General features: G+C 43.9%; 23 protein-coding genes and 1 tRNA gene. 16 read left to right on the plus strand and 8 right to left on the minus strand.

Features of this window, described 5'->3' with window-relative positions; translation table 11 throughout:
- Window positions 1-114: 114 nt before the first annotated feature.
- Window positions 115-945, minus strand: coding sequence for a dienelactone hydrolase family protein (locus PseudUWO310_RS01075; RefSeq protein ID WP_142598313.1), 831 nt, complete (start codon window positions 943-945; stop codon window positions 115-117).
- 436 nt (window positions 946-1381) lie between these two features.
- Entirely contained in the window at window positions 1382-2983 is a 1602-nt protein-coding gene (gene gpmI / locus PseudUWO310_RS01080; protein WP_142598315.1) for a 2,3-bisphosphoglycerate-independent phosphoglycerate mutase, read from the minus strand.
- Between the two features lie 713 nt (window positions 2984-3696).
- Here gpmI and PseudUWO310_RS01085 point away from each other — a divergent pair.
- The 3 genes from PseudUWO310_RS01085 to lepB (PseudUWO310_RS01095) all read left to right on the plus strand — a co-directional run bounded on the left by PseudUWO310_RS01085 (window position 3697) and on the right by lepB (PseudUWO310_RS01095) (window position 7179).
- Entirely contained in the window at window positions 3697-5526 is a 1830-nt protein-coding gene (locus tag PseudUWO310_RS01085) for an aspartate kinase (protein WP_142598317.1), read from the plus strand.
- Between the two features lie 70 nt (window positions 5527-5596).
- Window positions 5597-6301 carry a signal peptidase I gene (lepB, locus tag PseudUWO310_RS01090; protein WP_009627556.1) on the plus strand — a complete coding sequence of 235 codons (705 nt, stop codon included), beginning with the start codon at window positions 5597-5599 and terminating at the stop codon, window positions 6299-6301.
- 305 nt (window positions 6302-6606) lie between these two features.
- Complete coding sequence (lepB, locus tag PseudUWO310_RS01095; protein ID WP_142598319.1) at window positions 6607-7179, plus strand: signal peptidase I; 573 nt, start codon at window positions 6607-6609, stop codon at window positions 7177-7179.
- Between the two features lie 342 nt (window positions 7180-7521).
- Here the strand turns inward: lepB (PseudUWO310_RS01095) and PseudUWO310_RS01100 are convergent.
- Both PseudUWO310_RS01100 and PseudUWO310_RS01105 read right to left on the minus strand, forming a co-directional pair.
- A tRNA-Ser gene (locus PseudUWO310_RS01100) sits at window positions 7522-7608 on the minus strand.
- 141 nt (window positions 7609-7749) lie between these two features.
- Window positions 7750-8847 carry a WD40 repeat domain-containing protein gene (locus tag PseudUWO310_RS01105; RefSeq protein ID WP_142598321.1) on the minus strand — a complete coding sequence of 366 codons (1098 nt, stop codon included), beginning with the start codon at window positions 8845-8847 and terminating at the stop codon, window positions 7750-7752.
- A gap of 206 nt (window positions 8848-9053) precedes the next feature.
- On the opposite strand from PseudUWO310_RS01105, the gene glyA reads away from it, so the two are divergent.
- The 10 genes from glyA (at window position 9054) to PseudUWO310_RS01155 (ending at window position 20592) form a co-directional block, all read left to right on the plus strand.
- Window positions 9054-10352, plus strand: coding sequence for a serine hydroxymethyltransferase (glyA, locus tag PseudUWO310_RS01110; RefSeq protein WP_142598323.1), 1299 nt, complete (start codon window positions 9054-9056; stop codon window positions 10350-10352).
- Window positions 10353-10600: 248 nt separating this feature from the next.
- A complete protein-coding gene (locus tag PseudUWO310_RS01115; protein WP_142598325.1) occupies window positions 10601-12355 on the plus strand; it encodes an ABC transporter ATP-binding protein in 1755 nt (584 codons plus the stop codon).
- Between the two features lie 1082 nt (window positions 12356-13437).
- A complete protein-coding gene (locus PseudUWO310_RS01120) occupies window positions 13438-13938 on the plus strand; it encodes a DUF2231 domain-containing protein (protein WP_055073917.1) in 501 nt (166 codons plus the stop codon).
- Complete coding sequence (locus PseudUWO310_RS01125) at window positions 13935-14546, plus strand: DUF2231 domain-containing protein (RefSeq protein ID WP_142598327.1); 612 nt, start codon at window positions 13935-13937, stop codon at window positions 14544-14546. Before PseudUWO310_RS01120 ends, PseudUWO310_RS01125 begins: the two co-directional genes overlap by 4 nt.
- 17 nt (window positions 14547-14563) lie before the next feature.
- Window positions 14564-15460, plus strand: coding sequence for a cytochrome c oxidase subunit II (locus tag PseudUWO310_RS01130; RefSeq protein ID WP_142598329.1), 897 nt, complete (start codon window positions 14564-14566; stop codon window positions 15458-15460).
- A 16-nt stretch (window positions 15461-15476) separates the two neighbouring features.
- Entirely contained in the window at window positions 15477-16010 is a 534-nt protein-coding gene (locus tag PseudUWO310_RS01135) for a type IV pilin-like G/H family protein (RefSeq protein WP_142598331.1), read from the plus strand.
- Window positions 16011-16075: 65 nt separating this feature from the next.
- Window positions 16076-17752 (plus strand): cytochrome c oxidase subunit I, encoded by a 1677-nt coding sequence (gene ctaD, locus PseudUWO310_RS01140; protein WP_142598333.1) that lies wholly within the window; start codon window positions 16076-16078, stop codon window positions 17750-17752.
- The gene (locus tag PseudUWO310_RS01145; RefSeq protein ID WP_142598335.1) at window positions 17739-18356 is read left to right on the plus strand and encodes a heme-copper oxidase subunit III; all 618 of its coding nucleotides are present in this window, start codon (window positions 17739-17741) and stop codon (window positions 18354-18356) included. Before ctaD ends, PseudUWO310_RS01145 begins: the two co-directional genes overlap by 14 nt.
- 98 nt (window positions 18357-18454) lie before the next feature.
- Complete coding sequence (locus PseudUWO310_RS01150) at window positions 18455-19084, plus strand: SMI1/KNR4 family protein (protein ID WP_142598337.1); 630 nt, start codon at window positions 18455-18457, stop codon at window positions 19082-19084.
- On the plus strand, window positions 19081-20592 hold the full coding sequence (locus PseudUWO310_RS01155; protein WP_142598339.1) for a GMC oxidoreductase: 1512 nt from the start codon (window positions 19081-19083) through the stop codon (window positions 20590-20592). The genes PseudUWO310_RS01150 and PseudUWO310_RS01155 overlap by 4 nt, the downstream gene beginning before the upstream one ends.
- Window positions 20593-20709: 117 nt before the next feature.
- Here PseudUWO310_RS01155 and PseudUWO310_RS01160 read toward each other — a convergent pair whose 3' ends face one another.
- A complete protein-coding gene (locus tag PseudUWO310_RS01160; RefSeq protein WP_142598341.1) occupies window positions 20710-21210 on the minus strand; it encodes a hypothetical protein in 501 nt (166 codons plus the stop codon).
- Between the two features lie 238 nt (window positions 21211-21448).
- Between PseudUWO310_RS01160 and PseudUWO310_RS01165 the strand changes: the two genes are divergently transcribed.
- Entirely contained in the window at window positions 21449-21688 is a 240-nt protein-coding gene (locus PseudUWO310_RS01165) for a hypothetical protein (RefSeq protein ID WP_142598343.1), read from the plus strand.
- 90 nt (window positions 21689-21778) lie between these two features.
- Here the strand turns inward: PseudUWO310_RS01165 and PseudUWO310_RS01170 are convergent, their stop codons facing one another.
- A complete protein-coding gene (locus tag PseudUWO310_RS01170) occupies window positions 21779-22129 on the minus strand; it encodes a hypothetical protein (RefSeq protein WP_142598345.1) in 351 nt (116 codons plus the stop codon).
- 19 nt (window positions 22130-22148) lie between these two features.
- Here PseudUWO310_RS01170 and PseudUWO310_RS01175 point away from each other — a divergent pair, with 19 nt between their 5' ends.
- Complete coding sequence (locus PseudUWO310_RS01175) at window positions 22149-22415, plus strand: BrnT family toxin (RefSeq protein ID WP_142598347.1); 267 nt, start codon at window positions 22149-22151, stop codon at window positions 22413-22415.
- A 4-nt stretch (window positions 22416-22419) separates the two neighbouring features.
- On the plus strand, window positions 22420-22683 hold the full coding sequence (locus tag PseudUWO310_RS01180) for a BrnA antitoxin family protein (protein WP_142598349.1): 264 nt from the start codon (window positions 22420-22422) through the stop codon (window positions 22681-22683).
- 173 nt (window positions 22684-22856) lie between these two features.
- Here PseudUWO310_RS01180 and PseudUWO310_RS01185 read toward each other — a convergent pair whose 3' ends face one another.
- Together PseudUWO310_RS01185 and PseudUWO310_RS01190 are read right to left on the minus strand one after the other, a co-directional pair.
- A complete protein-coding gene (locus PseudUWO310_RS01185; protein WP_142598475.1) occupies window positions 22857-23171 on the minus strand; it encodes a helix-turn-helix domain-containing protein in 315 nt (104 codons plus the stop codon).
- A gap of 13 nt (window positions 23172-23184) precedes the next feature.
- Window positions 23185-23517 carry a type II toxin-antitoxin system RelE/ParE family toxin gene (locus PseudUWO310_RS01190; RefSeq protein WP_142598351.1) on the minus strand — a complete coding sequence of 111 codons (333 nt, stop codon included), beginning with the start codon at window positions 23515-23517 and terminating at the stop codon, window positions 23185-23187.
- Between the last annotated feature and the right edge of the window lie 16 nt (window positions 23518-23533).

The following is a 23533-nucleotide window of genomic DNA, read 5'->3' on the forward strand; positions in this document are numbered from 1 at the left end:
CCGCAACTCTCTATTGGGTTTGATTTTTGTCCTAACATTACTGAATATAGCTATTAAAAACTAATTTGGTAAATCAAATAAAAAAGAGCGCATCGCGCTCTTTTTTGTGTAAACTTAAACTCCGTTTTGCTTAAACCAAGCTTTCAATCGATTCCAGCCATCTTGGGCTTCTTTTTGCCGATAAGAGGGACGATAATCGGCATGGAAAGCATGGGGAGCATCGGGATAAACAACTATCTCCGCATTGGTATTGCAGCCTTTTAGTTGTTCGCGCATTTGCTCGACGGTGTCTAAGGGAATGCCCGTATCCTTGCCACCGTAAAGCCCTAAAACTGGCACTTGTAAAACTTTGGCGATGTCAATAGGGTGTTTTGGAGTTAGTGCTGAAGCTTCGCCCACCAATTTGCCATACCAAGCTACTCCAGCTTTTACTTGAGGATTATGGGCGGCGTAGAGCCATGTAATGCGCCCACCCCAACAAAAACCCGTAATTCCTAGCCGATCGCTATTGCCCTTTGCCGAGCTTGCGGCCCATGCTACCGTCGCATCGAGATCGGACATTACCTGTGCGTCAGGGACTTTGCTAACCACTTTGCGAATTTCCGCGATATCAGAAAGCTTAGAGACATCTCCTTGACGGTAAAACATTTCTGGGGCGATCGCTACATAGCCTAATTTGGCAAGGCGACAGCAGACATCTTGGATATAGGCATGAACGCCAAAAATTTCCTGAATCACTAGAATTACGGGAAAATTTTCGCCAGAGTCAGGCATCGCTCTGAAGGCAGGAATTGTCCCATCGGCTACGGGAATTTTGACTTCGCCAGCGATGAGTCCTTTGGGATCGGTGGTAATTGTTTTCGCGGAAATGGGTTGTACGGCGATCGCAAAACCTGCCGTCAAGCTACTAACCGCAATGAATTTCCGTCTGGTCAGTTTTGCCATGCAAGTTATTCCTCAAAACATCTCAAAATACTCAAAATATATAGGGCAGTAAGCAAGCTTGACTGCCCTATATATTTTGCATCAACCAAAAAGATAATGTTTGTCTTTGCCAGAACCCATGTAAGTACTTCAGCATAATTAAAACCCTAAAACCTGCGGCGATCGCCGCAGGTTCTAGGGTTTTATATTTAATTAAGCCGACTTATACCAATTCACGAAAGTGTGACAACACTTTTGTGAATTAAACACCAAACCCAGTAAGGTTTTGAGATTCCCAAAATGGCAACGCCATTTTGGGAATTGGTATTACTTAGGGACTTGCGAGAAAATAAGATGCCAATCCAGATTTACCAGAATCGGTGGCGCGGCGGAGCCGTGCCACCGATTCTGGTTTTATATTTTGTACTTCATTAAATTGCAAGTCCCTTAATTGGTTTTAGCCAATTTTGACAGGAGTTTTGACGGCTTGAATCTCGTAGATGGCTTTTTCTAGCAAAGAAACCCCTGTCATTTCTTCTGGCTGTTCGATTTGGAGGATTTCTAAAATCGTTGGGGCAATATCCGCTAGACGACCGCCTGTCGGTTTGAGCTTGACATCAGCTCCATGCCCGTAGATCTTGAGAACTTCACCTTCGACTAAAATAAAGGGCACGGGATTGCTGGAATGGGCTGTCCAAGGATTGCCATGTTCGTCCCACATATACTCAGCATTACCGTGATCGGCAGTAATTAAAGCAGTACCGCCCGCATTGCCGATGCTGGATAATAATTTGCCCAAACATCGATCGACATGTTCGAGAGCCTTGACGGTAGCTTCAAAATTACCCGTATGTCCGACCATGTCGGGGTTGGCATAGTTAATGACGATCAGCGAGTAAATTCGTTTGGCGATCGCCTCTGAGGCAATGCGCGTCACTTCGGCAGCGGACATCTCTGGTTGCTGATCGTAAGTTGACACCCTTGGGCTATTTACCAAAATGCGATCGTCGCCTTCGCTGGCTTCCTCCATCCCACCATCAAAGAAGTAGGTGACATGGGCATACTTCTCAGTTTCGGCGAGACGTAGCTGTTTCATGCCATGCTTTGCGACCACTGGTCCCAACAAATTAGTTAGGTTTTGGGGGAGAAAGGCGACAGGCACAGGCAGGGCACTATCATACTGGGTAAAGGTGGCATAGGCGAGATGTTCGATCCGCTTGCGCTCAAACCCCGTAAAGTTTTCCGCAACTAGGGCTTGGCTGATCTCGCGGGATCGGTCAGGACGAAAATTAAAGCAAATGACACCATCACCCGAGGCGATCGCGCCATGGGCGATCCGCGTCGGAGGCAAAAATTCGTCGGTAATTTTTTCTTTGTAAGCGGCTTCCAGAAAATCTGTCGGCGAAGTTAGCTCGGTGGTGATGCGATCGTCGGTCATGACCTCATAGGCTTTTTGGACGCGATCCCAACGTTTGTCACGATCCATCGCAAAGTAACGACCGATAATGGTAACAATGCGACCAACACCAATCTTATTGATATGAGCCTGTAAAAGCTTAATAAAGTTGATCCCAGAATGCGACAGGGTGTCGCGACCATCAGTGATTACATGTATACAGACATCTTCAATTTGCTGAGCCTTGGCTAAATCTAGCAGTCCCAATAGGTGATCGATATGGGAATGCACGCCACCATCAGAGCACAGCCCTAAAAGGTGTAATTTACTTTTGTTGGCTTTGACTTTCTCACAAACTGTAACCAGTACAGGATTTGACAGCAGGGAGCCATCATCTACAGCATCGGAAATTCTAACTAATTCTTGGGGGACAACCCGACCAGCCCCAATATTCAAATGACCAACTTCTGAGTTGCCCATTTGACCTTTTGGTAGACCGACATCTTTGCCAGAGGCTTGGAGGAGAGTTTTGGGGTAAGTACTCCACAGACTATCCATAACGGGAGTATTTGCTGCGGCGATCGCATTGCCCTCGGTTTCTTCCCTATATCCCCAGCCGTCTAAAATTATCAGAACCAGTGGAGAAACAGACCCCGTTTGCATAAAAGACAGTTCCTTATTGAGTACACGATCACTCCTAAGTTGGTAATCATACCACTGGAGTAAATCTACGGATTATCTTAACAATACTTGGCAATTAGCGAGATCGCAATATATCATAAAAAACTTTTAATAATGCCCAAAATTGCATAGTTTTGCTACAGCCTAACTCAAGAACAATTTAAATTGCCCCTGAGTTAGCCATTCGTTTTACTAGCTGCTCGCTTTCTTGATCCCATAAAGTAATGGGTGGAGCGATCTCTTACTTTATTCTTACTTTATATAGCTGCCGTCAACTGTATCAAGGACATAATACCAATTCACTGAAGTGAGCCAACACTTCAGTGAATTAAAAAACAAGCCCAGTAAGGTTTTGAGATTCCAAAAATGGCGTTGCCATTTTTGGAATCTCAAAACCCCAAAAGAGAATTGCCGCGCGGAGCGCGGCAATTCTCTTTTGGGGTTTAATTTTGTCCTAACAAGACTGGCGGCAGCAATATCATGATCTCTACTAAATATAAAATCCTGAAAATTTGTAGCGTGCGCTACAAATTTTAGCTCTGGTTTTTAATTGTGTCCAGTTACTAAACGAAGGTATGAACGATTGTATGATGGATAGTCTGTAGTGCTTTGTCTTGACTTAAGCCAGTTAACTTAAGCAAGTTAGCAAAATATTGCAATAAATTCTTTCATCGGTTTAAAAATTTCCCTAACGAATGGCGTTAATAGTTCAGAAATATGGTGGCTCCTCCGTAGCCGATGCCGATCGCATTAAAGCAGTACGCGATCGCATTAAGCGGACAGTTGATGCTGGCAATCAAGTCGTGGTTGTAGTTTCCGCAATGGGTAAAACCACGGATGGTTTAGTAGCTCTTGCCGAGTCTGTAGCCCTAACCGATAACCCTACCCTCGAAGAAATCGCAGCGAAAGAGCGCGAGATGGATCTACTCTTAGCTACGGGTGAACAGGTAACGATCGCTACGCTCAGTATGGCTTTGCAAGCAGTGGGGCAACCTGCGATCGCCATGAATGGTTCGCAGGTGAGGGTAGTTACCGAACCAAACCATACTCGTGCCAGAATTTTATACGTTGAATCGGATCGGATTAGATCTGCCCTTGCTCTGGGTAAAGTCGTAGTCATCGCAGGTTTTCAAGGTGTGGCGATCGATCCAGTTACAGGTTTACCTAGCAGCGAGATCACGACTTTAGGGCGCGGTGGCTCCGATACTTCCGCAGTAGCCATCGCGGCGGCGATTGAAGCCGATATTTGTGAAATTTATACCGATGTGCCTGGAATTTTGACCACCGATCCGCGCATTGTCCCCAAGGCGCAAATGCTCTCGGAAATTACCTGCGATGAAATGCTAGAGCTAGCTAGCCTAGGGGCAAAGGTATTGCATCCGCGATCGGTGGAAATTGCCCGTAATTTTGGCGTAAAAATGTGCGTGCGATCGAGCTGGTTAGATGATGCGGGTACGGTCATCACTTCGCCAAGGATTGGCACTGGGAATCTCCAGTCCCTTGAGGTGAATCGTTTTGTGGAAACGGTCTCGATTGACTACGATCAGGTTAAAATCGCCCTTCTCCAAATCCCCGATCGCCCAGGCATCGCCTCACAATTATTTAAATCTCTTGCCGAGCAGGGCATAAATGTTGATTTGATCATTCAAGCCGTACAAGAGCAAGAAGGTGTAAACGATATTGCCTTTACAATTCCCCAAAATCAATTGCAGTTAGCGGAAGTCGTCACGCGAGGCTTGGAAATTGGCGCAAGCCTTGTAACGGTTGATTCCGCCATTGCCAAAATTAGCATTATCGGTGTTGGCATGATCGGGCGACCTGGAGTTGCGGCCCAGATGTTTACCGCGCTTGCGGATGTGGGTGTAAATATTCAAATGATCTCTACTTCGGAGATCAAAATAAGTTGTGTGATCGCCGCCGCCGATGGCGAAAAAGCGATCGCGGCCATTCAAGCTGCTTTCGATGTGCCCGTGCGATCGCATCAAGCCTGTGAAATTATTTCTGACAATAATCTTGATATTTCTCCCGTAAGAGGGGTGGCTCTAGATCGCAATCGAGCCAGAATTGCCGTACAGCAAGTACCCGATCGACCTGGCATGGCGGCGAAAATTCTTGAGCAGTTGGTGGAACAAAATATTAGTCTGGACATGATCGTGCAGTCTCAATCCGATCGCGATGTTAACGAAATTGCCTTTACCGTTGCGATCGCCGATCTGGCTAAAGCTGAAACTGCCCTAAAGCAATTCGCGCCAGTGCTAGGCTATGGTGAAGTTACCTGTGATGGCGACATTAGCAAGGTTAGTATTGTGGGTGCAAATATGATCCATCAGTCAGGAATTGCGGCGCGAATGTTTAGCGCCCTTGCTGATTCAGACATTAATATTGAGATGATTGCTACTTCTGAGATTAAAGTTAGCTGTGTGGTGCGCGATCGCCATGCCGAAAAAGCACTCAAGGTGATTCATCAAGAATTTAATCTGTCGGGAGATCTTGCTATCGAAGTCCCCAGCATACTGAAAAAGTAGTAAGTAGGTTGCTAATCGCCACACTTACTAAATCCGCTTTAAGATAAACACATATCCCGCGAGCATTTCTATGTCATCTGATAATTCTAGCGATCGCACTAATAATTCTCCAGTCACGCCTCCGACCGATCCCAAACAAGCTCCCATTGCACCCAAGGAAAACTCAGTTAAGAACTTCTTGACGGATAATTTGCCCACGGTGACAGTTGCTATTCTGTTGGCGGTCGGTGTGAGAATATTTGTTGCGGAACCACGCTTCATTCCCTCTAGCTCTATGGAGCCAACCCTATTAATCGACGATCGCCTAATTATCGATAAGCTCTCTTTCCGCTGGCGTAAACCTGAACGTGGCGAAATAGTCGTCTTCAATCCGCCCAACAATCCAGTTGTCCCCGATGCCTCTAAGGTCTATATCAAACGGGTGATTGGTTTGCCTGGCGATCGCCTTAGCATTCACGATGGCAAGGTATTTGTCAATGATGTACCTCTAAATGAGCCTTACATTGCTTCACCACCTAGCTACACTTTGCCAACCCAAGATGATGCTCTCTGTCCTAACTGTTTTCGTCCTGACAATGTCCAAAATGGGAGGGATAATTACCCCTATTTCACCGTACCTAATGGTAAATATTGGGTGATGGGCGATAATCGCAATAATAGTTTGGATTCCCATGCTTGGGGATTTATGCCCGAAGAGAATCTGGTCGGACGAGCCATGTTCCGTTACTGGCCCTTTGACAAACGGGCTGGCAATTTAAATGTGCCTAAATACTAGAGCAGATCTCCCCCAGTCTCTTTCAGATCATATTTTTAGAATGTTTTTAAATGAGCCTACAGCAATTATCGATCAAACGAACCACAAGGAAATTTTTGAAAGCGTTGCAAAGCAACGCTTTCAAAAATTTCCTTGGTTTGGGTTTGACCGCAAAGCGTTGTAAGCAGTTAAGCATAATTAAAAACCAAAACCAGAGAGCGTACCGCCCGCTTAGCGGGCGGTACGCTCTTCTAGGTTTTAAGTTTACTTATGCCTAGCTACTTAAGCTCATTTGAAAATAAAAAACAATCTTCATAATCTCAATCATGTCCACAGAAATTAAGCTAGATCCGCAAGCTCCTGTTCAACCTTGGTGGCAACGTCATGGTGAAACCATTCGTATTTTTGCTGTTGCCCTTGCGATCGCTATTTTCTTGCGTACTTTTATCGTTGAACCCCGCTTCATTCCCTCTGGCTCAATGGAACCAACTTTACAGGTGGGCGATCGCATTTTAGTCGATAAGATTTCGCAGCAATGGCAACAACCGAAATACGGTGATATTTTAATTTTTTATCCACCTGCTTCTCCTGCGATCGGTGATACGAGCAAGGCTTACATCAAGCGCTTGATTGGTATGGAAGGCGATCGCATTGCCGTCAAAAATGGCAAGGTCTATCGTAATGGGGAAGCCCTTGATGAGTCCTATATTGCGGAAGCTCCGAAATACGCCATGCGTGAAGTGGTCGTTCCTAAAGGTTATTACTGGATGATGGGCGACAATCGCAACCACAGCAATGATTCTCACATTTGGGGATTTTTGCCCAAAGAGAATATTATCGGCAAAGCGACCATTAGATTCTTTCCTTTTGGCGATCGGTTAGGCGTAATACAAAATTAAGAAATGGCGTAACCATTTCTTAACTGGAAACCCCTTACTCAAATCCCACAGGAAAAAGCCTTGCTTAGCAAGGCTTTTTCCTGTGGGATTTGAGGATTTTTCAGTTTAACCCGAATTGACGTTTTATACCAATTCCCAAAAGCGCGGCTACACTTTTGGGAATTGAAAACCAAACCCAGTAGGGGTTTTTAAGTCACAAAATGGCTACGCCATTTTGTGACTTGGTATTATTACATTTCCCCATACCTTCAACAAGGGAATGGGTGTGAGATACGAGTTTCCCAAACAAAATAGACTGCCTAAAATCAGCAATCTATTTCGATTTATGCAGTTTTTATAGGACGGAGAGGGGGAGATTCGAACTCCCGTTAGGTGTGACCCTAAATCTGATTTCGAGTCAGACGCATTCAACCACTCTGCCACCTCTCCAAATATATTTTGCAGTTTCTTTGGCTAGCAAAGCATTAGCAATAATATCATAGTAAGTAATTTTGAAGCAAGCAAAATAAAAACAGCGCCAAATAATACCCAGATAAGAAATGGCGTAGCCATTTCTTATCTGGGTATTATTTATCGGAAACCTTTGCCCTGTGAAGATTCCGTCCAAATCATTAGCTCACCATCGGCATTCGCTGCCACTAATTTTTTGCCCTGTGGCTGCCATTGCAAAGCGGTAATTTTGCCCATCGGGGTATCTAAAGCCTGTACCCAATCCTTGGCATTTTTCCAAATCGTAATTCTGCCATTTTCATCGGCGGAAGCAAGGGTTTCGGATTTTGGTTTAAAGGCGACTGAACCGACAATGCTGTTATGTCCTTTGAGCAATTCTCCTTCCCAGCCAATATTTGGGTCGGCATGATTTGACCACACCACCACATCGGAGCCACTTGAGGAGGATAGTAGGGGCGATTTTTTGCTTTCTGACCAATCAAAGGAGCGAATCTTGCCTGGGAAACCCTGCATTCGCCAAGGTGAAGGATCGAACTTATGTCCGAGCCAATGCATGACGATGACCAAGTTATCAAGGGTGCTCGCAACTAAGTATTCCCCTGTTTTGCTCCATGCTATTTGAGACACTGCGGTGGGCATCTCAAATAGGACAGGGTCTTCATACCAGTCTTGGGCATTCCAAGTCATAACTCCGCCATCACCGCCAACCGTAAAATAGGAGGCGATGGGATGCCAAGCGATCGCTAATATGGTTGAGTTTTCAAAATTGAGCGTCGTGATGATATCTAGAGTCTCCGCGCTCCAGATCTGCACATATTTACCAAAGCTAAAGGCGAATTCGTTACGAGTAGGATGCCAAGCCAAATGCTCGATCCATTTATTGCCTAGTTCGAGGGTGGCGGCGATCGCAGGGATCTCGCCTGCCAATGACCATACCCTTACCTTTCCATCTTGTCCTCCCGCCGCTAGCCAGCGACTATCTGCCGAAAAGCCCAAACAGTCTAAGGATATTTCCGTTGGTGGTTGCAATTCTCTTTGTTTTTGGGCAATCTGGCTGCCTGCAATCTCATCATCAAAGAGGGCTAGTTCGCCCGCAGCAGTGGCAACTGCAAGGTATTTACTATTTGCTGACCATGCGATCGCGGTGACATATTCACTGAGAGTAATTTGCGATTGAGGTTTGTTATTGAGGATGAGATTTGTCTTGGGCTTGGGCATATGGATTATTTGGTTCGATATTTAGTTCGATATTTAGTTCGATATTCGGTTTGATATTTGGCTCGAGCTAATGGATTTTAACTCAGGGCAAAGCGCTATCTATCGCCGCGTGCTAGCATAATTTTACGGGTATTTTCGTTCATGCTAACCCAGTCTCGCTTTAGACCAAACTAATTTCAGACATTCAGCTCAGAAGCTCAGAAAAAATGACCAACTTGTTTCCCATCCTCGCCGCATCCGATCCCCTAGTCGCAGGCTTTATCGGTCAAGAAATCGAGAGACAGCGCAATAATATTGAATTAATTGCTAGTGAAAATTTTACTTCCCTTGCAGTCATGGCTGCGCAGGGGTCGGTGTTGACCAATAAATATGCTGAAGGGCTTCCCTCCAAGCGCTATTACGGCGGTTGTGAATTTGTGGATGAGATCGAATCGATCGCGATCGAACGCATCAAAGAATTATTTGGTGCAGCCCATGCCAACGTCCAGCCTCACTCTGGCGCACAGGCTAACTTTGCGGTATTTCTCACGCTGCTCAAACCCGGAGATACCTTTTTGGGTATGGACTTGTCCCACGGCGGACATTTGACCCACGGCTCTCCTGTGAATGTATCGGGATTGTGGTTCAACAAAGTCCATTACGGTTTGAATAAGGAAACCGAGCAGCTTGATTTCGATCTGATTCGCGATCTCGCCCTACAGCACAAACCAAAATTAATCATTTGCGGCTACTCTGCCTATCCTAGAATTATTGATTTTGCAAAATTTAGGGCGATCGCTGATGAAGTTGGTGCGTATCTGATGGCTGACATTGCCCATATTGCAGGACTAGTTGCATCTGGACATCACCCTAATCCCATTCCCTACTGCGATGTGGTCACTACCACTACTCACAAAACGCTCCGTGGTCCTCGCGGTGGTTTGATCATGACTCGCGATGCGGCTCTTGGCAAGAAATTTGATAAGTCGGTTTTCCCGGGTTCTCAAGGTGGTCCCCTCGAACATGTAATCGCTGCGAAAGCTGTTGCTTTTGGTGAAGCGCTGCGTCCTGAGTTCAAGGCTTATTCGGGACAGGTAATTGCTAACTCCCAAGCCCTCGCGGCGCAATTGCAAGAACGCGGTCTGAAATTGGTTTCTAATGGTACTGATAACCACTTGTTATTGGTTGACCTCCGTTCTATTGGGATGACTGGTAAGGTGGCGGATCTTTTGGTGAGCGGTATTAATATCACTGCCAACAAGAATACGGTTCCCTTTGATCCTGAATCTCCTTTCGTAACTAGTGGTTTGCGTCTCGGTTCCCCTGCGATGACTTCTCGCGGATTGAAAGAAGATGATTTCCGCGAAATCGCTAATATCATTGCCGATCGCCTTCTCAGTCCTGATAGCGATACTGTCCAAGCCGATTGCATCGCTAGAGTTCAAGCTCTATGCGATCGCTTCCCTCTCTATCCCGAATTGGAATATCCAACAATCAGTTCTAAAGAACCTGCCCTAGCAGTCTAATGTCAAAGAGAGAGGGTCGCAAAGCGACCCTCTCTCTTTGGCTACTCCCTTCCCAGTAAAGAATTAGACGTTGCGGCGCTTTGCGCCGCCAATCATCTTTAGGGTTTTGAAAGCTCAAAATTCGAGGCAATATTTTATTAGCCTTATTAGCCGATCGCGATGACTACCTTCTCTAGAATGAAACACTAATTTTTTAGCAAAAGCTTGCCTAGCAAGCCTTTGCCAAAATAAAGTAGTATGGATATATTATGGCGCGATCGCAATTTCAAACCCTCCAAGAATATCTCCGTCCTTACTGGAGTGACTTAGCTATTGGCACTGTTGCCCTTCTACTGGCAAACATGCTTGGCACATATATCCCTTGGTTGATCAAGATATCCGTTGACGACCTTGGCAAAAATCAATCGATTGATTTTCATCATTTACTGCAATATGTTTGGCTGATCATCGGCTTATCTTCACTCATGTGGGTGATTCGGATGGCATCCCGCGTCTGGATTTTTGGGATTGGGCGGAAAATAGAATATAGTCTCAAACAGGAAATTTTCGAGCATCTACTCAAGCTGCCCCCCAGTTATTTTGCCAACAACTCCGCAGGGGAAACGATCAGCATCGTGACTAGCGATGTCGAGAATATCCGTCGCTTGATGGGCTTTGCCCTGCTCAGCATCATCAATTCGGTCTTTGTTTATGGGCTAACGCTACCTGCAATGATCGCGATTGACCCCTTGTTAACCTTGCTATCAATCTCGGTATATCCGATCATGCTAGCGATCGTCCAGAGATTTAGCGGTCAATTGCGTGACGAACAACTTCAGGTTCAGGAGGAATTATCACAGGTAAGCACGCTTTTGCAAGAAGACCTCAACGGCATGGCTCTGATCAAGACCTATGCCCAAGAGCAAAGCGAACGCGATGCTTTTGGTAAACTTAATGACCGCCTCCTAGATGCCAATCTCAAAATGGCTCGTAGCCGCAATATTTTATTTCCGCTATTGGGTGGTATTGCCAGTATTAGTTTTTTAGTACTAATTTGGTTTGGTGGCGAAAAGTTAGCCAATCCAGCCAATACAACCTTTAAAATTGGTGATTTACTGACCCTAATTATCTATGTCGAGCGATTGATTTTCCCAACGGCAATTTTGGGATTTGTGATGGTCACCTATCAAAGGGGAATTGTCAGTATCAATCGGATTCAGGGAATTCTGGAAATACCCCCAGCCATTACCGATGCCCCCGATGCGATCGCCTTAAGCAAATCAAAGGTCACAGGCAAAATTGAAGCGCGAGATCTCACTTTTACCTACAAAGGTTGTCTTCAACCTGCCCTCAATCATGTTAGTTTCACGATTTATCCGAGCGAAACCGTTGCCATCTTAGGAACGGTTGGTTCGGGAAAATCTACGCTTGCCAGTGCCTTGATGCGCCTAGTGGAAACGCCTGCCGATCGCATTTTTATCGATGGGCTCGACATTACTAAAATGAGAATTGAAGATCTACGGTCAATTATCTCCTTTGTTCCTCAGGATAGCTTCCTCTTTAGTGCCACGATGCGTGACAATATTCGTTATGGCAAGCCCCAAGCTTTTGATCATGAAGTAGAAGACTTCGCCAATAAAGCCCGCATCGAGCAAGAAATTCTCAAATTTCCCAAACAATATGACACCCTTGTTGGCGAACGGGGCATTACCCTATCAGGTGGGCAGCGACAGCGTACGGCTTTAGCGAGAGCTTTACTCGTCGATACACCGATTTTAGTCTTGGATGATGCGCTTTCTAGTGTGGACAATCAAACTGCCACAAGCATTTTGGGAAATCTACCCCAAAATAAAACGGTGTTATTTATCACCCACAACCTATCAGCAGCTTCAACCTGCGATCGGATTATTCTTATGGATGCAGGCAAAATCGCACAAGTAGGAACCCATAATGAATTACTGGCTGAGTCCCATCTTTATCAAAAGCTTTGGAATCAGCACAAATTGGAATCTGCGATTAAATAGAAAGGGTGGCGGAAACGCCACCCTTTCTATATGGCTAGGACAAATCAAAACCCCAAAGATGGGAGGCGGCGCTTCGCGCCGCCTCCCATCTTTGGGGTTTTATGCCCTAAGCAAATCTTACGTTGCTATAGCTACAGTCACTTGACTTAGGAAAAATCAAACCCCAAGAATTGACTGGCGGCGCTTTGCGCCGCCAGTCAATTCTTGGGGTTTATGTCCTAGTACAATTGGCGACAGCTATATATTTGCATCGCCTAGTTTGACATGATGTCTTTTGCTTGTTCTCTTTACAAGCGATACGTTATACCAATCAACGAAAGTGTGACAACACCTTTGTGAATTAAAAGCTAAACCTAGTAAGGGTTTTCAAGTTAAGGAATGGCGTAGCCATTTCTTAACTTGGTATTAAAGAATTATTGGGAAGCTTATGGGAAAATTTATCGGGATACTTATGGGAACGAGCTATGGCAATGCTTGATTTAGTTCGGACAAATCAAAAAAAAGACGAATGGCGATACCGAGAGCCGCCGCTTATCTGCCACTTATCTGCCACTTATATGTTGGTTTTTAGGTACTAAGCAAAGCTTGTATTCCTGTATAACCTTGATTTTCAGAGAATATCTAAAACAACTACAACCACAACTTAAGGATTAAGCTAATAATTATCAAAAGTTAATTATCAAAAGTTAATTATCAAATGAGTACCTAAGCAAACTTAAAACCCAGAAGAGCGTACCGCCCAGATAGCGGAAGGTACGCTCTCTGATTTTGGATTTTAATTATGCTGAACTACTTAAGTACCTCAGCATAATTAAAATCCAGATCTAAAACCTGCGGCGAACGCTGCGCATTCGCCGCAGGTTTTAGGGATTTATATTTAATTAAGCCCACTTACTTAAGTAATACCAATTCTCAAAAGTGTGGCTACACTTTTGAGAATTGAAAACCAAACCCAGTAAGGGTTTTAAAATCACAAAATGGCGTAGCCATTTTGTGATTTGGTATAACGCAATTGATCGACTAGTTATTTCGTTTTGCTTCGTTTTACTTCGTTTTATTTCGTTGAGTGTTGACAAATACCTATGCTGGAATATCTGCCACCGTTAAATGACCATAACTTGCCCTATCCCGATACGATTCATCCGATTGTGGTTCATTTTGTGATCGCAATGGTGTTGTTTGCAGTGGTATGCGATGCGATCGGCTATTTCACCCGTAATCCTCGACTCTACGAAGTGAGCTGGTGGAATCTATTTTTTGCCACAATTTCGATCTTCATTGCCATTATCTTTGGACAGGTGGAAGCGGGATTAGCGGAGGCATACGCGGCTGTGGAGCCAACCTTAAATTTACATACCATTATTGGCTGGTCGCTCTCAGGAGTAATTGCGGCGATGACTGGATGGCGCTATGTACTGCGAGTTCGCGACCCTAAGGTGTTACCTGTTTCCTTTCTCGGTGCGGGTTTGTTCCTCACAGGAATAGTTCTTTTTCAAGTTTATTTAGGCGATCTACTGGTTTGGGTCTATGGACTACATACCGTACCAGTGGTAGAAGCTTTAAAGGAGGCTGGTTTGAAATGATTGCGACTTTAATCGATCAATTACATGGTCAATTGGGCTTAAATGGTTTGCCCTATAGCATTCCCATCCATCCCAATCTAGTTCACATGACCCTTGGCTTATTTATTGTAGCGATCGGGTTTGATTTTGTGGGTGTATTTTTTGTTCTAGAAAAGCCTTTATTCAAGTTTATGGCGATTCCTGCGGCGAGGTCGAACTTTTTTGATGTCGGTTGGTACAACATGGTCGCCGCCTCAATTATCACTTTCTTCACTGTCGGCGCAGGTTTTTACGAAATCCTGCTCGCTACCCCCGATGAGAATGTCAAAAGCGCTTGGGGTTTACAGGCGATGGAGACGATGATTTGGCATGGTGTCGGTGGTGTGCTTTTGTTGGCGCTGATTGTGGGTATGACGGTCTGGAGAGGATTTCAGCGGTTTCTTTGGCGCAAGGATATGGGTCAGCAAGTGCAATGGAGCTATTTGCTGGCAGGATTGGTAATCTTTGCAATCATGTTCGCCCATGGGACTTTAGGCGCACAGCTTGCCTCAGAGTTTGGGGTGCATATCACCGCCGATCGCCTGTTACGCTTGAGCAAGAATGTCGATCTCAATCAGTTACTGAAATAGGGAGATCAATTATTTTTATGAAACTACGCACGATTTTAACTTTGGTGGGTGTGGCGATCGCGATCGCCCTCATCAGTCTCTGGATGGGACAAGCTGCCTATACATGGTTCCCGCCACAAGCTTCCGCAGAATCGATTTTGGTGGATAACCTCTTTAGCTTTTTGGTGACCTTAGGAACTTTCATTTTTCTTGGTGTTGTTGGCACTTTGAGCTATTCCATTTTGTTTCAACGCGCAGGGAAATATGACTATAGCGATGGTCCTCATATCGAAGGTAATGTCAAGTTAGAAATCATCTGGACAGCGATTCCCTTTGCCTTGGTGATTTGGATTGCCGCCTATAGCTATCAAATCTATGATCAGATGTCGATTTTAGGACCAATGGAACATGCTCATCATGGCTCGATGATGGCAGAGGCTCATGCTGATGAAGTTAGCGAAGCTAAATCGGAAGAGGTTGAGCAAATTCAAGTACTAGCGCGGCAATGGTCATGGGAGTTTCATTATAGTAATGGAACAGGTGAAGTCAGCAGTACAGAATTACATTTACCCAATAATCGTAGGATTAAGCTGGTTCTCCATTCGGAAGATGTGCTACATGGCTTGTATATTCCCGCTTTTCGGGTAAAGCAGGATGTGATTCCTGGACGTGATATTGATTTTGAATTTACACCTATTCGTGAAGGGAAATATCGCCTGCGGGATTCGCAATATAGTGGTACTTATTTTGCGGCGATGCAAACGGATGTGGTAGTGGAATCAACAGAAGCCTATCAGAAATGGTTAGCGGATGCTTCTATCGCTACGCCTGTAGCTGCCTATAATCGTGCATCTAATGAATATGCTAAACGAGCTAATGCCAATTGGGCAACGGTTATCCCTGCGGCTCCGCCTGTGGTGAATTATGCCAATTGACTATGGAGGTTAACCTATGTCTAATCTATTAGAAAAAAAGCTAGAAGGACGTTCTAGTAAAAAAGATCCTAAACGAATCATTCCATTGATTGCTATTGGTGCAATTCCTTTGGGTGTTGGAATTTGTTTTATTCAAGTTCCTATTCCTAGTAGTTGTGCTTGTGGGAATATCGCCCTAGATATAACTGGTTCTTATGTTAGATCTCAACAAGCTTACTATTATGAATATCAGCGTTTTGGTAAATCTTCTGAGTCCTTGAATATTCCACCAATTCCTCAACAAACGAATCTTTATCTCTTCTCTACAGAAGTAACTAGCGATCGCGCATATATTTATGCAACTCCCAGAAAAATCCCCACTGACTTATTCCGTTTAGGACTCACTAAAGCAGAGATATCTAGTCTTGTTGGTGCAGTTGCCTATGACGAGAAACGGAAAGCTACTAATTCAGTTCTATGTATATCTGAAGGAAGTACTTTTGATAAGTCACCTAAACCTGTTTTTAATGGCGAGAAATTTACCTGTCCAAGTGGATTTGTAGGTAGATAGCGATCAGGCTTCAATTAACTCAATATATCATCCGTTCCCAAAATTCTTAATCAAGTTTATTCTTTATGGCAAATATTTCTATTGATGCGATCGCTGATATCCGACCCCCAGAAAAACCCGAAGACTGGCGGCGATTTTTTGGATTTAGTACCGATCATAAAGTGATTGGGATTCAGTATATCGTTACTTCTTTTATCTTTTTTCTCATTGGTGGCGTTTTAGCGATGGTGATAAGGGGCGAACTGATTACCCCTGAATCGGATCTGGTCGATCGCACCGTTTATAATTCCATGTTCACGATGCATGGCACGATCATGCTGTTTCTCTGGACATTTCCCGTACTTCTAGGAATATCTAATTATCTAGTACCATTGATGATCGGCGCTCGTGATATGGCTTTTCCGAAGTTAAATGCCGTTGCCTTTTGGATGGTTCCCGTATTTGGAATTATCCTGATGGCGAGCTTTTTCGTGCCAGGAGGTTCGGCTCAGTCGGGCTGGTGGGCTTATCCACCCGTAAGTTTGCAGAATCCTACGGGGAATATTGTGAACGGTCAGTTCCTTTGGTTGCTTGCCGTAGCAATTTCTGGTATTGCTTCGATTATGGGCGCGATTAACTTCGTGACCACCATTTTCCGAATGCGAACTACAGGCATGACTTGGTTCCGAATGCCAGTGTTTGTGTGGACGGTTCTTGCCGCGCAGATTATCCAACTATTTGGATTGCCAGCCTTGACCGCAGGAGCCGTAATGCTTTTGTCTGACTTAACTTTTGGGACAAGCTTTTTTGACCCAGCCAAGGGTGGAGATCCCGTTCTCTTTCAACATTTTTTCTGGTTCTATTCCCATCCTGCTGTCTATGTAATTATCCTGCCCGTATTTGGGATTTTCTCGGAGATTTTTCCTGTCTATGCCCGTAAGCCGCTCTTTGGATACAAAGTCGTGGCAGTATCTTCGTTGATTATCACGGGATTGAGCGCGGTGGTTTGGGTGCATCACATGTTTGCCAGTGGAACGCCTGATTGGATGCGGATGCTATTTATGGCGACGACAATGCTGATTTCAGTGCCGACGGGAATTAAAGTATTTGCTTGGGTGGCGACGATCTGGGGCGGCAAGATCAAGTTAACTACAGCGATGCTCTTCGGATTAGGAGCGCTGGTGATGTTTGTATTTGCAGGAATTACGGGAATCATGCTCGCTTCGGTTCCTGTCGATATTCACGTAAATAATACTTACTTTGTGGTTGGACATTTCCACTATGTAATTTATGGTGCGACGGTTCTCGGTATCTATGCAGCGCTCTATCATTGGTTTCCAAAAATGACGGGAAGAATGTATTCCGAAGGTTTAGGGAAACTCCATTTTATCCTCACCTTTATCGGTACAAATGCCTGTTTCTTTCCGATGCATCCCCTCGGTTTGCAGGGAATGCCCCGCCGCGTTGCCTCCTACGATCCCGAATTTGCCTTCTGGAATGTTATCGCTAGTTTAGGTGGTTTTTTATTAGGAGTCTCGACTATTCCTTTCATTTTGAATATGATTGGCTCTTGGGTACAGGGTGAAAAAGCTCCCAAAAATCCTTGGCGGGCGATCGGTTTGGAATGGCTGGTTTCTTCGCCGCCATCCCATGAGAACTTTGAGGAGTTGCCGATTGTGATTTCGGAACCCTACGGCTATGGCAAAGATGAACCCTTAGTTTCTAATCCTGACAAATTGGAGGTCGCTCATGCAACCAGTTAATAGTTCTGTTGATAGTGCCAATCCCATTTTAGAAGTTACCCATGAAGCCGCACATCACGAACATTCAGACAATCGTATGTTCGGGTTTGTAGTCTTCCTACTTTCCGAAAGCGTAATCTTCCTGAGTTTCTTTGCTGGATATATCGTTTATAAGACTACTTCTCTCAATTGGCTTCCCGATGGTGTCACAGGTTTAGAAATTAAAGAACCGACGATTAATACGATCATTCTCGTTTCCAGTAGTTTCACGATCTATATCGCCGAGAAATTCCTCCATAAGAATAATCTTTGGGGCTTTCGCGCCTTCTGGCTGCTGACGATCGCGATGGGTAGTTACTTCCTCTACGGTCAAGCGGTGGAATGGAGCGGTTTAGCCTTTGGCTTCGGCGATGGCGTATTTGGCGGTACGTTCTATTTGCTCACTGGTTTTCACGGTCTACACGTTTTAACTGGTGTGCTGTTGCAGCTAATCATGTTAGTGCGATCGTTCATTCCTGATAATTACTCAAAAGGAGGATTTGGAGTCGAATCCACTTCACTATTCTGGCATTTTGTCGATGTAATCTGGATTGCGTTGTTTACCCTAATTTATATCTGGCAATAACCTTGCGAGTATAAAAGTTTGGAGTCTCATTCAATATATGGATCTTCGTCTAATAGTAGTTAGAGCCATTTTCGATCTAAATACAGTAGGTTAATCCTATGAACAAAAATAAAATCACTGAATGCCTGCATAAACTGGATAGATGGTTTCTAGCTAATAAGCCAGAATTTTACTCAAAATTCAATTTAGGTCTATCAAGTGCGGAGATAACGGCTCTAACTGCAAATCTTCAATTAAAGTTGCCTGATGAAATCGTTGTCCTTTATATGTGGCGTAATGGAACTCCAAAAAACTGGAGTATAGAATTCTTTCCTCATTATCGATTTCTTCCACTTGAAGAAGCTATTGCGTACTATTATGAAATGATTGACGATACTATCGATGGAGGTGGACAGGTAATTGATGGGTTCGATTTATCCATTCATTGTGAGTGGAGTTATTCTTACTTCACCATATTTTATTCTATAGATCCAATCATTATAAAGATAGATAAAGAAGCAACAGCAACAACTCCTGTAGTTGAAATCTTTGCTGAAGATTGCAGTGCAACACTCAAGTACAACACGTTGTCTAACTTCATTAGTTTTATCACTGAGTGCTATGAAACCGAAGTTTTTCAAATAACTGAAAATAAATTTGGAGGTTTTGTAGAAGTTACGGATAGAAGTAGATATGCATTGATTTATGCTCAGTTTGAACCATCTTTAATAAGTGAGGAAAACCAATGATTATTGATGACCATTATTACGATGTGATTATTGTGGGAACTGGTGCGGGGGGTGGAACCCTTGCCTATAAACTGGCTTCCACAGGTAAGAAAATTCTGATTCTGGAACGAGGTGATTTTATGCCCCTCGAAGAACAGAATCGCAGCAATATCGATATCTTTCAGCGCGATCGCTATCATGCCCCTGAACAATGGTATGACCACACAGGCGAGCCATTCTCGCCGCAGACTAACTATGCGATCGGTGGGAATACCAAAATCTATGGTGCGGCTCTATTGCGGCGACGCGAGAAGGACTTTGAATCCGTTACCCATCAAGCGGGAATTTCCCCAGAATGGTGCGTGAAGTATGATGAATTTGAGCCTTATTACACCGAAGCCGAAAAGCTGTATAAAGTGCATGGCGAGTCTCAAACTGACAGTACCGAACCAACTCATAGCGCTGATTATCCCTATCCTGCGGTGAGTCATGAGCCAGAGATGCAGAAGATCTATGAGGCGATCGCTAATCAAGGTTTGCATCCATTGACAATTCCCCTTGGTTTGACCCGTCAAGAGGATGACCCCACTAGCGATTCTGAAGAAAGTTGCCTCGTCCCTGCCTTAAAGTCGGCAAATGTCACCTTGAAAACCCAAGCCAAAGTCATCAGTTTACATACCAATCCATCGGGGCGATCGGTGAAGGGAGTAGAAGCAGAAGTGGGCGGACAGTCCTATCTCTTCTTAGGTGATATCGTCGTGCTTGCCTGTGGTGCGATCAATTCGGCGGCGTTGCTGTTGCGATCGGCTAATGACTCCCATCCCAAAGGGCTTGCCAATAGCTCCGATCAAGTGGGACGGAATCTGATGAAAAGCCTCTTGTCATCGGTAGTCCAACTCAGCACGAAGCCCAATAATGGATCCTTCCAAAAATCGATTTATGTGAATGATTTCTATTGGGGTGATGCGGATTTTCCTTATCCAATGGGACATATTCAGAACTCTGGCGGACTGCTCACCGATATCATTTTTGCCGAATCTCCCCCCGTATTTTCCATTGTTGCGAAGCTCATGCCCAACTTCGGACTGAAGCAGTTAGCGACGCATTCCATCGGTTGGTGGGCGCAAACGGAGGATTTGCCAGACTCAAGTAATCGAGTGCGCCTTGAAAATAATAAAATCCATATCGATTACAATCCCAACAATACTGAGGCTCATGATCGCCTAATTTATCGCTGGACTGATGTTTTAAAAAATATCGAAAAGTCCCTAGATGGGTTCCGTACTGGTTTTCTGCATCCCCGCGCTGAGTCACCTTTGCAAGTGGTCGCCAATCAATGCGGAACCTGTCGCTTTGGTGACGATCCCTTAACTTCCGTTTTAGATCGCGATTGCCGCGCCCACGATCTCGATAATCTCTATGTTGTCGATGGAAGTTTCTTTCCGTCTAATGCGGCGGTGAGTCCTGCTTTGACGATTATTGCTAATGCTCTAAGAGTAGGCGATCGGTTAATTGAGAGGTTGAAATAAACATATATTGCTTAATTTAATAGTACAGGGTGTTTGAGATGATTCTAAATACCCTTATTTATTAAAAGATTTGTGAGTATGGCGATCGCTAAAATTGACTCGCTAAATCAACCGTAACTACTCAGCTTCCCCTATCAATAGGTTTATCTCTTCAATTGATAGATCGAGAACTTGACAGATTTGCTCAATATTCATTCCTATTTGCATCATCTTTACTGCCGTTTCTCTCTTTGCTGTTTGCTGACCCTTCAAAAAAGCATTAGTTATAGATTCTGGTGGATATATTGTTATGTTTGTAGTTTGGCTTGATACTGTAATAACACCATTATTTGTCGTTCCGTAAGTACTGAAGTTAACAATACCTCGCCGAAGTAGCGTAGATTTTAAGTTCTTTTTAGTCACTTCTTCACCTAACAACTTTGAGAAAGATTGCCATAATCTAGAACTCACATCTTTAATGTGTCCTTCAGTAAATTCTTGATGATGGGCAATTTCCGAATAAGTACAATTGTTCAAAACTCCAATAATTATCGCTGCTTCAACATCAGTTAAATGTTTACCCCGTTCAGCAAATATTAAGCTATCTGCTACCTTCAAAAAGTCTTTTCCGTCACTCATAAGACAAGTTATAAAAATTCAATATTTTGATTTTAGTCTAATCCTACTATAACCGACTAAGCTATACTCTTGCCTACTTACCTTAATTGGATAATTAGATTACAATGAGTTTCAAGACTTTAAGCTAAATTTGAAACCATTACATTGTTGAATAAGGAGCTTTTATGTCTTAGTCAAAGTTATCTAATAGATAGAAGTTTATCTTAAAATCCCTAATGTTAATTGAGAGTAAATCAAATTGGCTAAAAATCCTATAAAAAAAGACAGTAAGAACGTTCTGACCGAGTGGTTAACTACGGTTGCAGTCCTTGCGGTTATAGGCTTCATTATTATTTCTGTATTTTACGGATTTTTTATAATTGCCACTCAGGGATTTGGTGGGTTATGGACTGTCGCTATGAGCAATCCTTGGATAGGTATTCCTTGGGCTTTAATTATTACAGCTATAGTGATTTTTATGGCGATGGCTGGACAATAGTGTAATAGGTATTTTCGCTCATCTAGGTAAATAGGTGAATTTAGTTAAAAGCTTCGACTGATATCTTTAATAATTGAAAGATAAAATTTTTTACACAAAATCGGATCGCACTAGATTTCTCGTATGCGAATTTTTTGGATGGGTGATCGCGTTTTTTGTGAGTGGTTGGGCGATCGCGTTTTTGTGAGATGGCTGATTGGGCGATCGTATTTTTAGGGTGAGTGATTGGGCGATCGCGTTTTTTGAGGGGATGATTTTGCGATCGCGTTTTAAGGTGGGTGGTTGGGCGATCGTGTTTTTTGTGGTTGATTGGGCGATCGTATTTTTAGGGTGAGTGATTGGGCGATCGCGTTTTTTGAGGGGATGATTTTGCGATCGCGTTTTGGATGGGTGATTTGGCGATCGCTTTGATACAAATTTATGGCAGAGTTGTATGCACACTTGTGCATACTATAATTAGATGAAGTATCAATGGGACAAAAACAAAGCCGCATCAAACCTTCAAAAACATGGCATTGAATTCGCCGATGCAGTATCCGCATTTTCAGACGATCTTGCCATTACAATTCCAGACAACAGATTTGACGAAGACCGATTTGTCACTATTGGCATGGATGCCTTTGGCAGAATCTTAGTCGTTGTTTTCACATGGCGAGGTGAAGACATCCGTTTAATTTCAGCACGATTAGCAGAGCGCCGCGAACGTAAACAATATGAAGAGGACTAAAAATATGGAACCAGAATACGACTTCAGTAAAGGTAAACGTGGTGCGATCGAGCCAGTCGCTAAAGGTAAAACTCGTATTACAATTCGGCTAGACGATGACATTTTAGAATGGTTTCGCTCAGAAGCTAACAACAAAGGCGGCGATAATTATCAGACATCAATCAACGAAGCCTTACGTCAACATATCCATCAACAATCACAAGAACCGCTAGAGAGTATATTGCGTAGAGTATTGCGGGAGGAACTTACTCAAAGTCAATCAAATTAAAATCTTTCTTGTGAGATTGATTTGGCGATCGCGTTTTGGGTGAGGTGGGTGATTTGGCGATCGCGTTTTTTGTGGGTGATTGGGCGATCGTGTTTTAGGTGAGTGGTTGGGTGATCGCTTTTTTGTGAGTGGTTGGGCGATCGCGTTTTGGGTGAGGTGATTGGGCGATCGCCTTACTTTACCCTAGCAATAACCTGACCAATATCTTGAGGCGTAGCACCAGTCGCCAACATAGCTCTAATCAACAACTCAATAGAAACAGAAGCATCACCATTCTCAGCCTTAGCAATTCGAGGCTGACTGGAACTCATTTTAGAAGCAAGTTCACTTTGAGTCATCAGCTTTTGCCGACGTTCCTTGAGATTTTGGCTAAGCGCCAGCTTAATCTCAACTAAAACAGACTCTTCAGCCGTTAACTCCAAAAAATCTGAAACCGATCCAACCTTCCAACCTTTAGCTTCTAAACGCGCTCTTTTAGCTTGATCCATCATATTCTCCTACCTAATCAGCATCATATCTACTAAGTCGCTTTCTACAAATATCAATCACATTTTTAGGTGTCGTTCTCGTTGATTTATTAAAAACCTCCACGATCAAAATTGCATCATCATCAATTCGATAAATGATTCTCCAGTTTTTTTCTGCATCCCGAATTCGTAACTCATGACAGCGCTCTCCTATACTTGGCATCGGGCGAGAATGGGGCAATCCAATAGATAAACCTTGCTGCAATTGCCTGAGCAGAACACCTGTTTCCACTCGTATTTCTTGACTGAAAGGTGGAGTTTTAACCTCACCATGCAGCCAAACTAAAGGTTTACTTTGATTTCCCATATCGCTCTATACCATA

This window comes from Pseudanabaena sp. UWO310 (assembly GCF_006861605.1).
GTDB lineage: Bacteria > Cyanobacteriota > Cyanobacteriia > Pseudanabaenales > Pseudanabaenaceae > Pseudanabaena.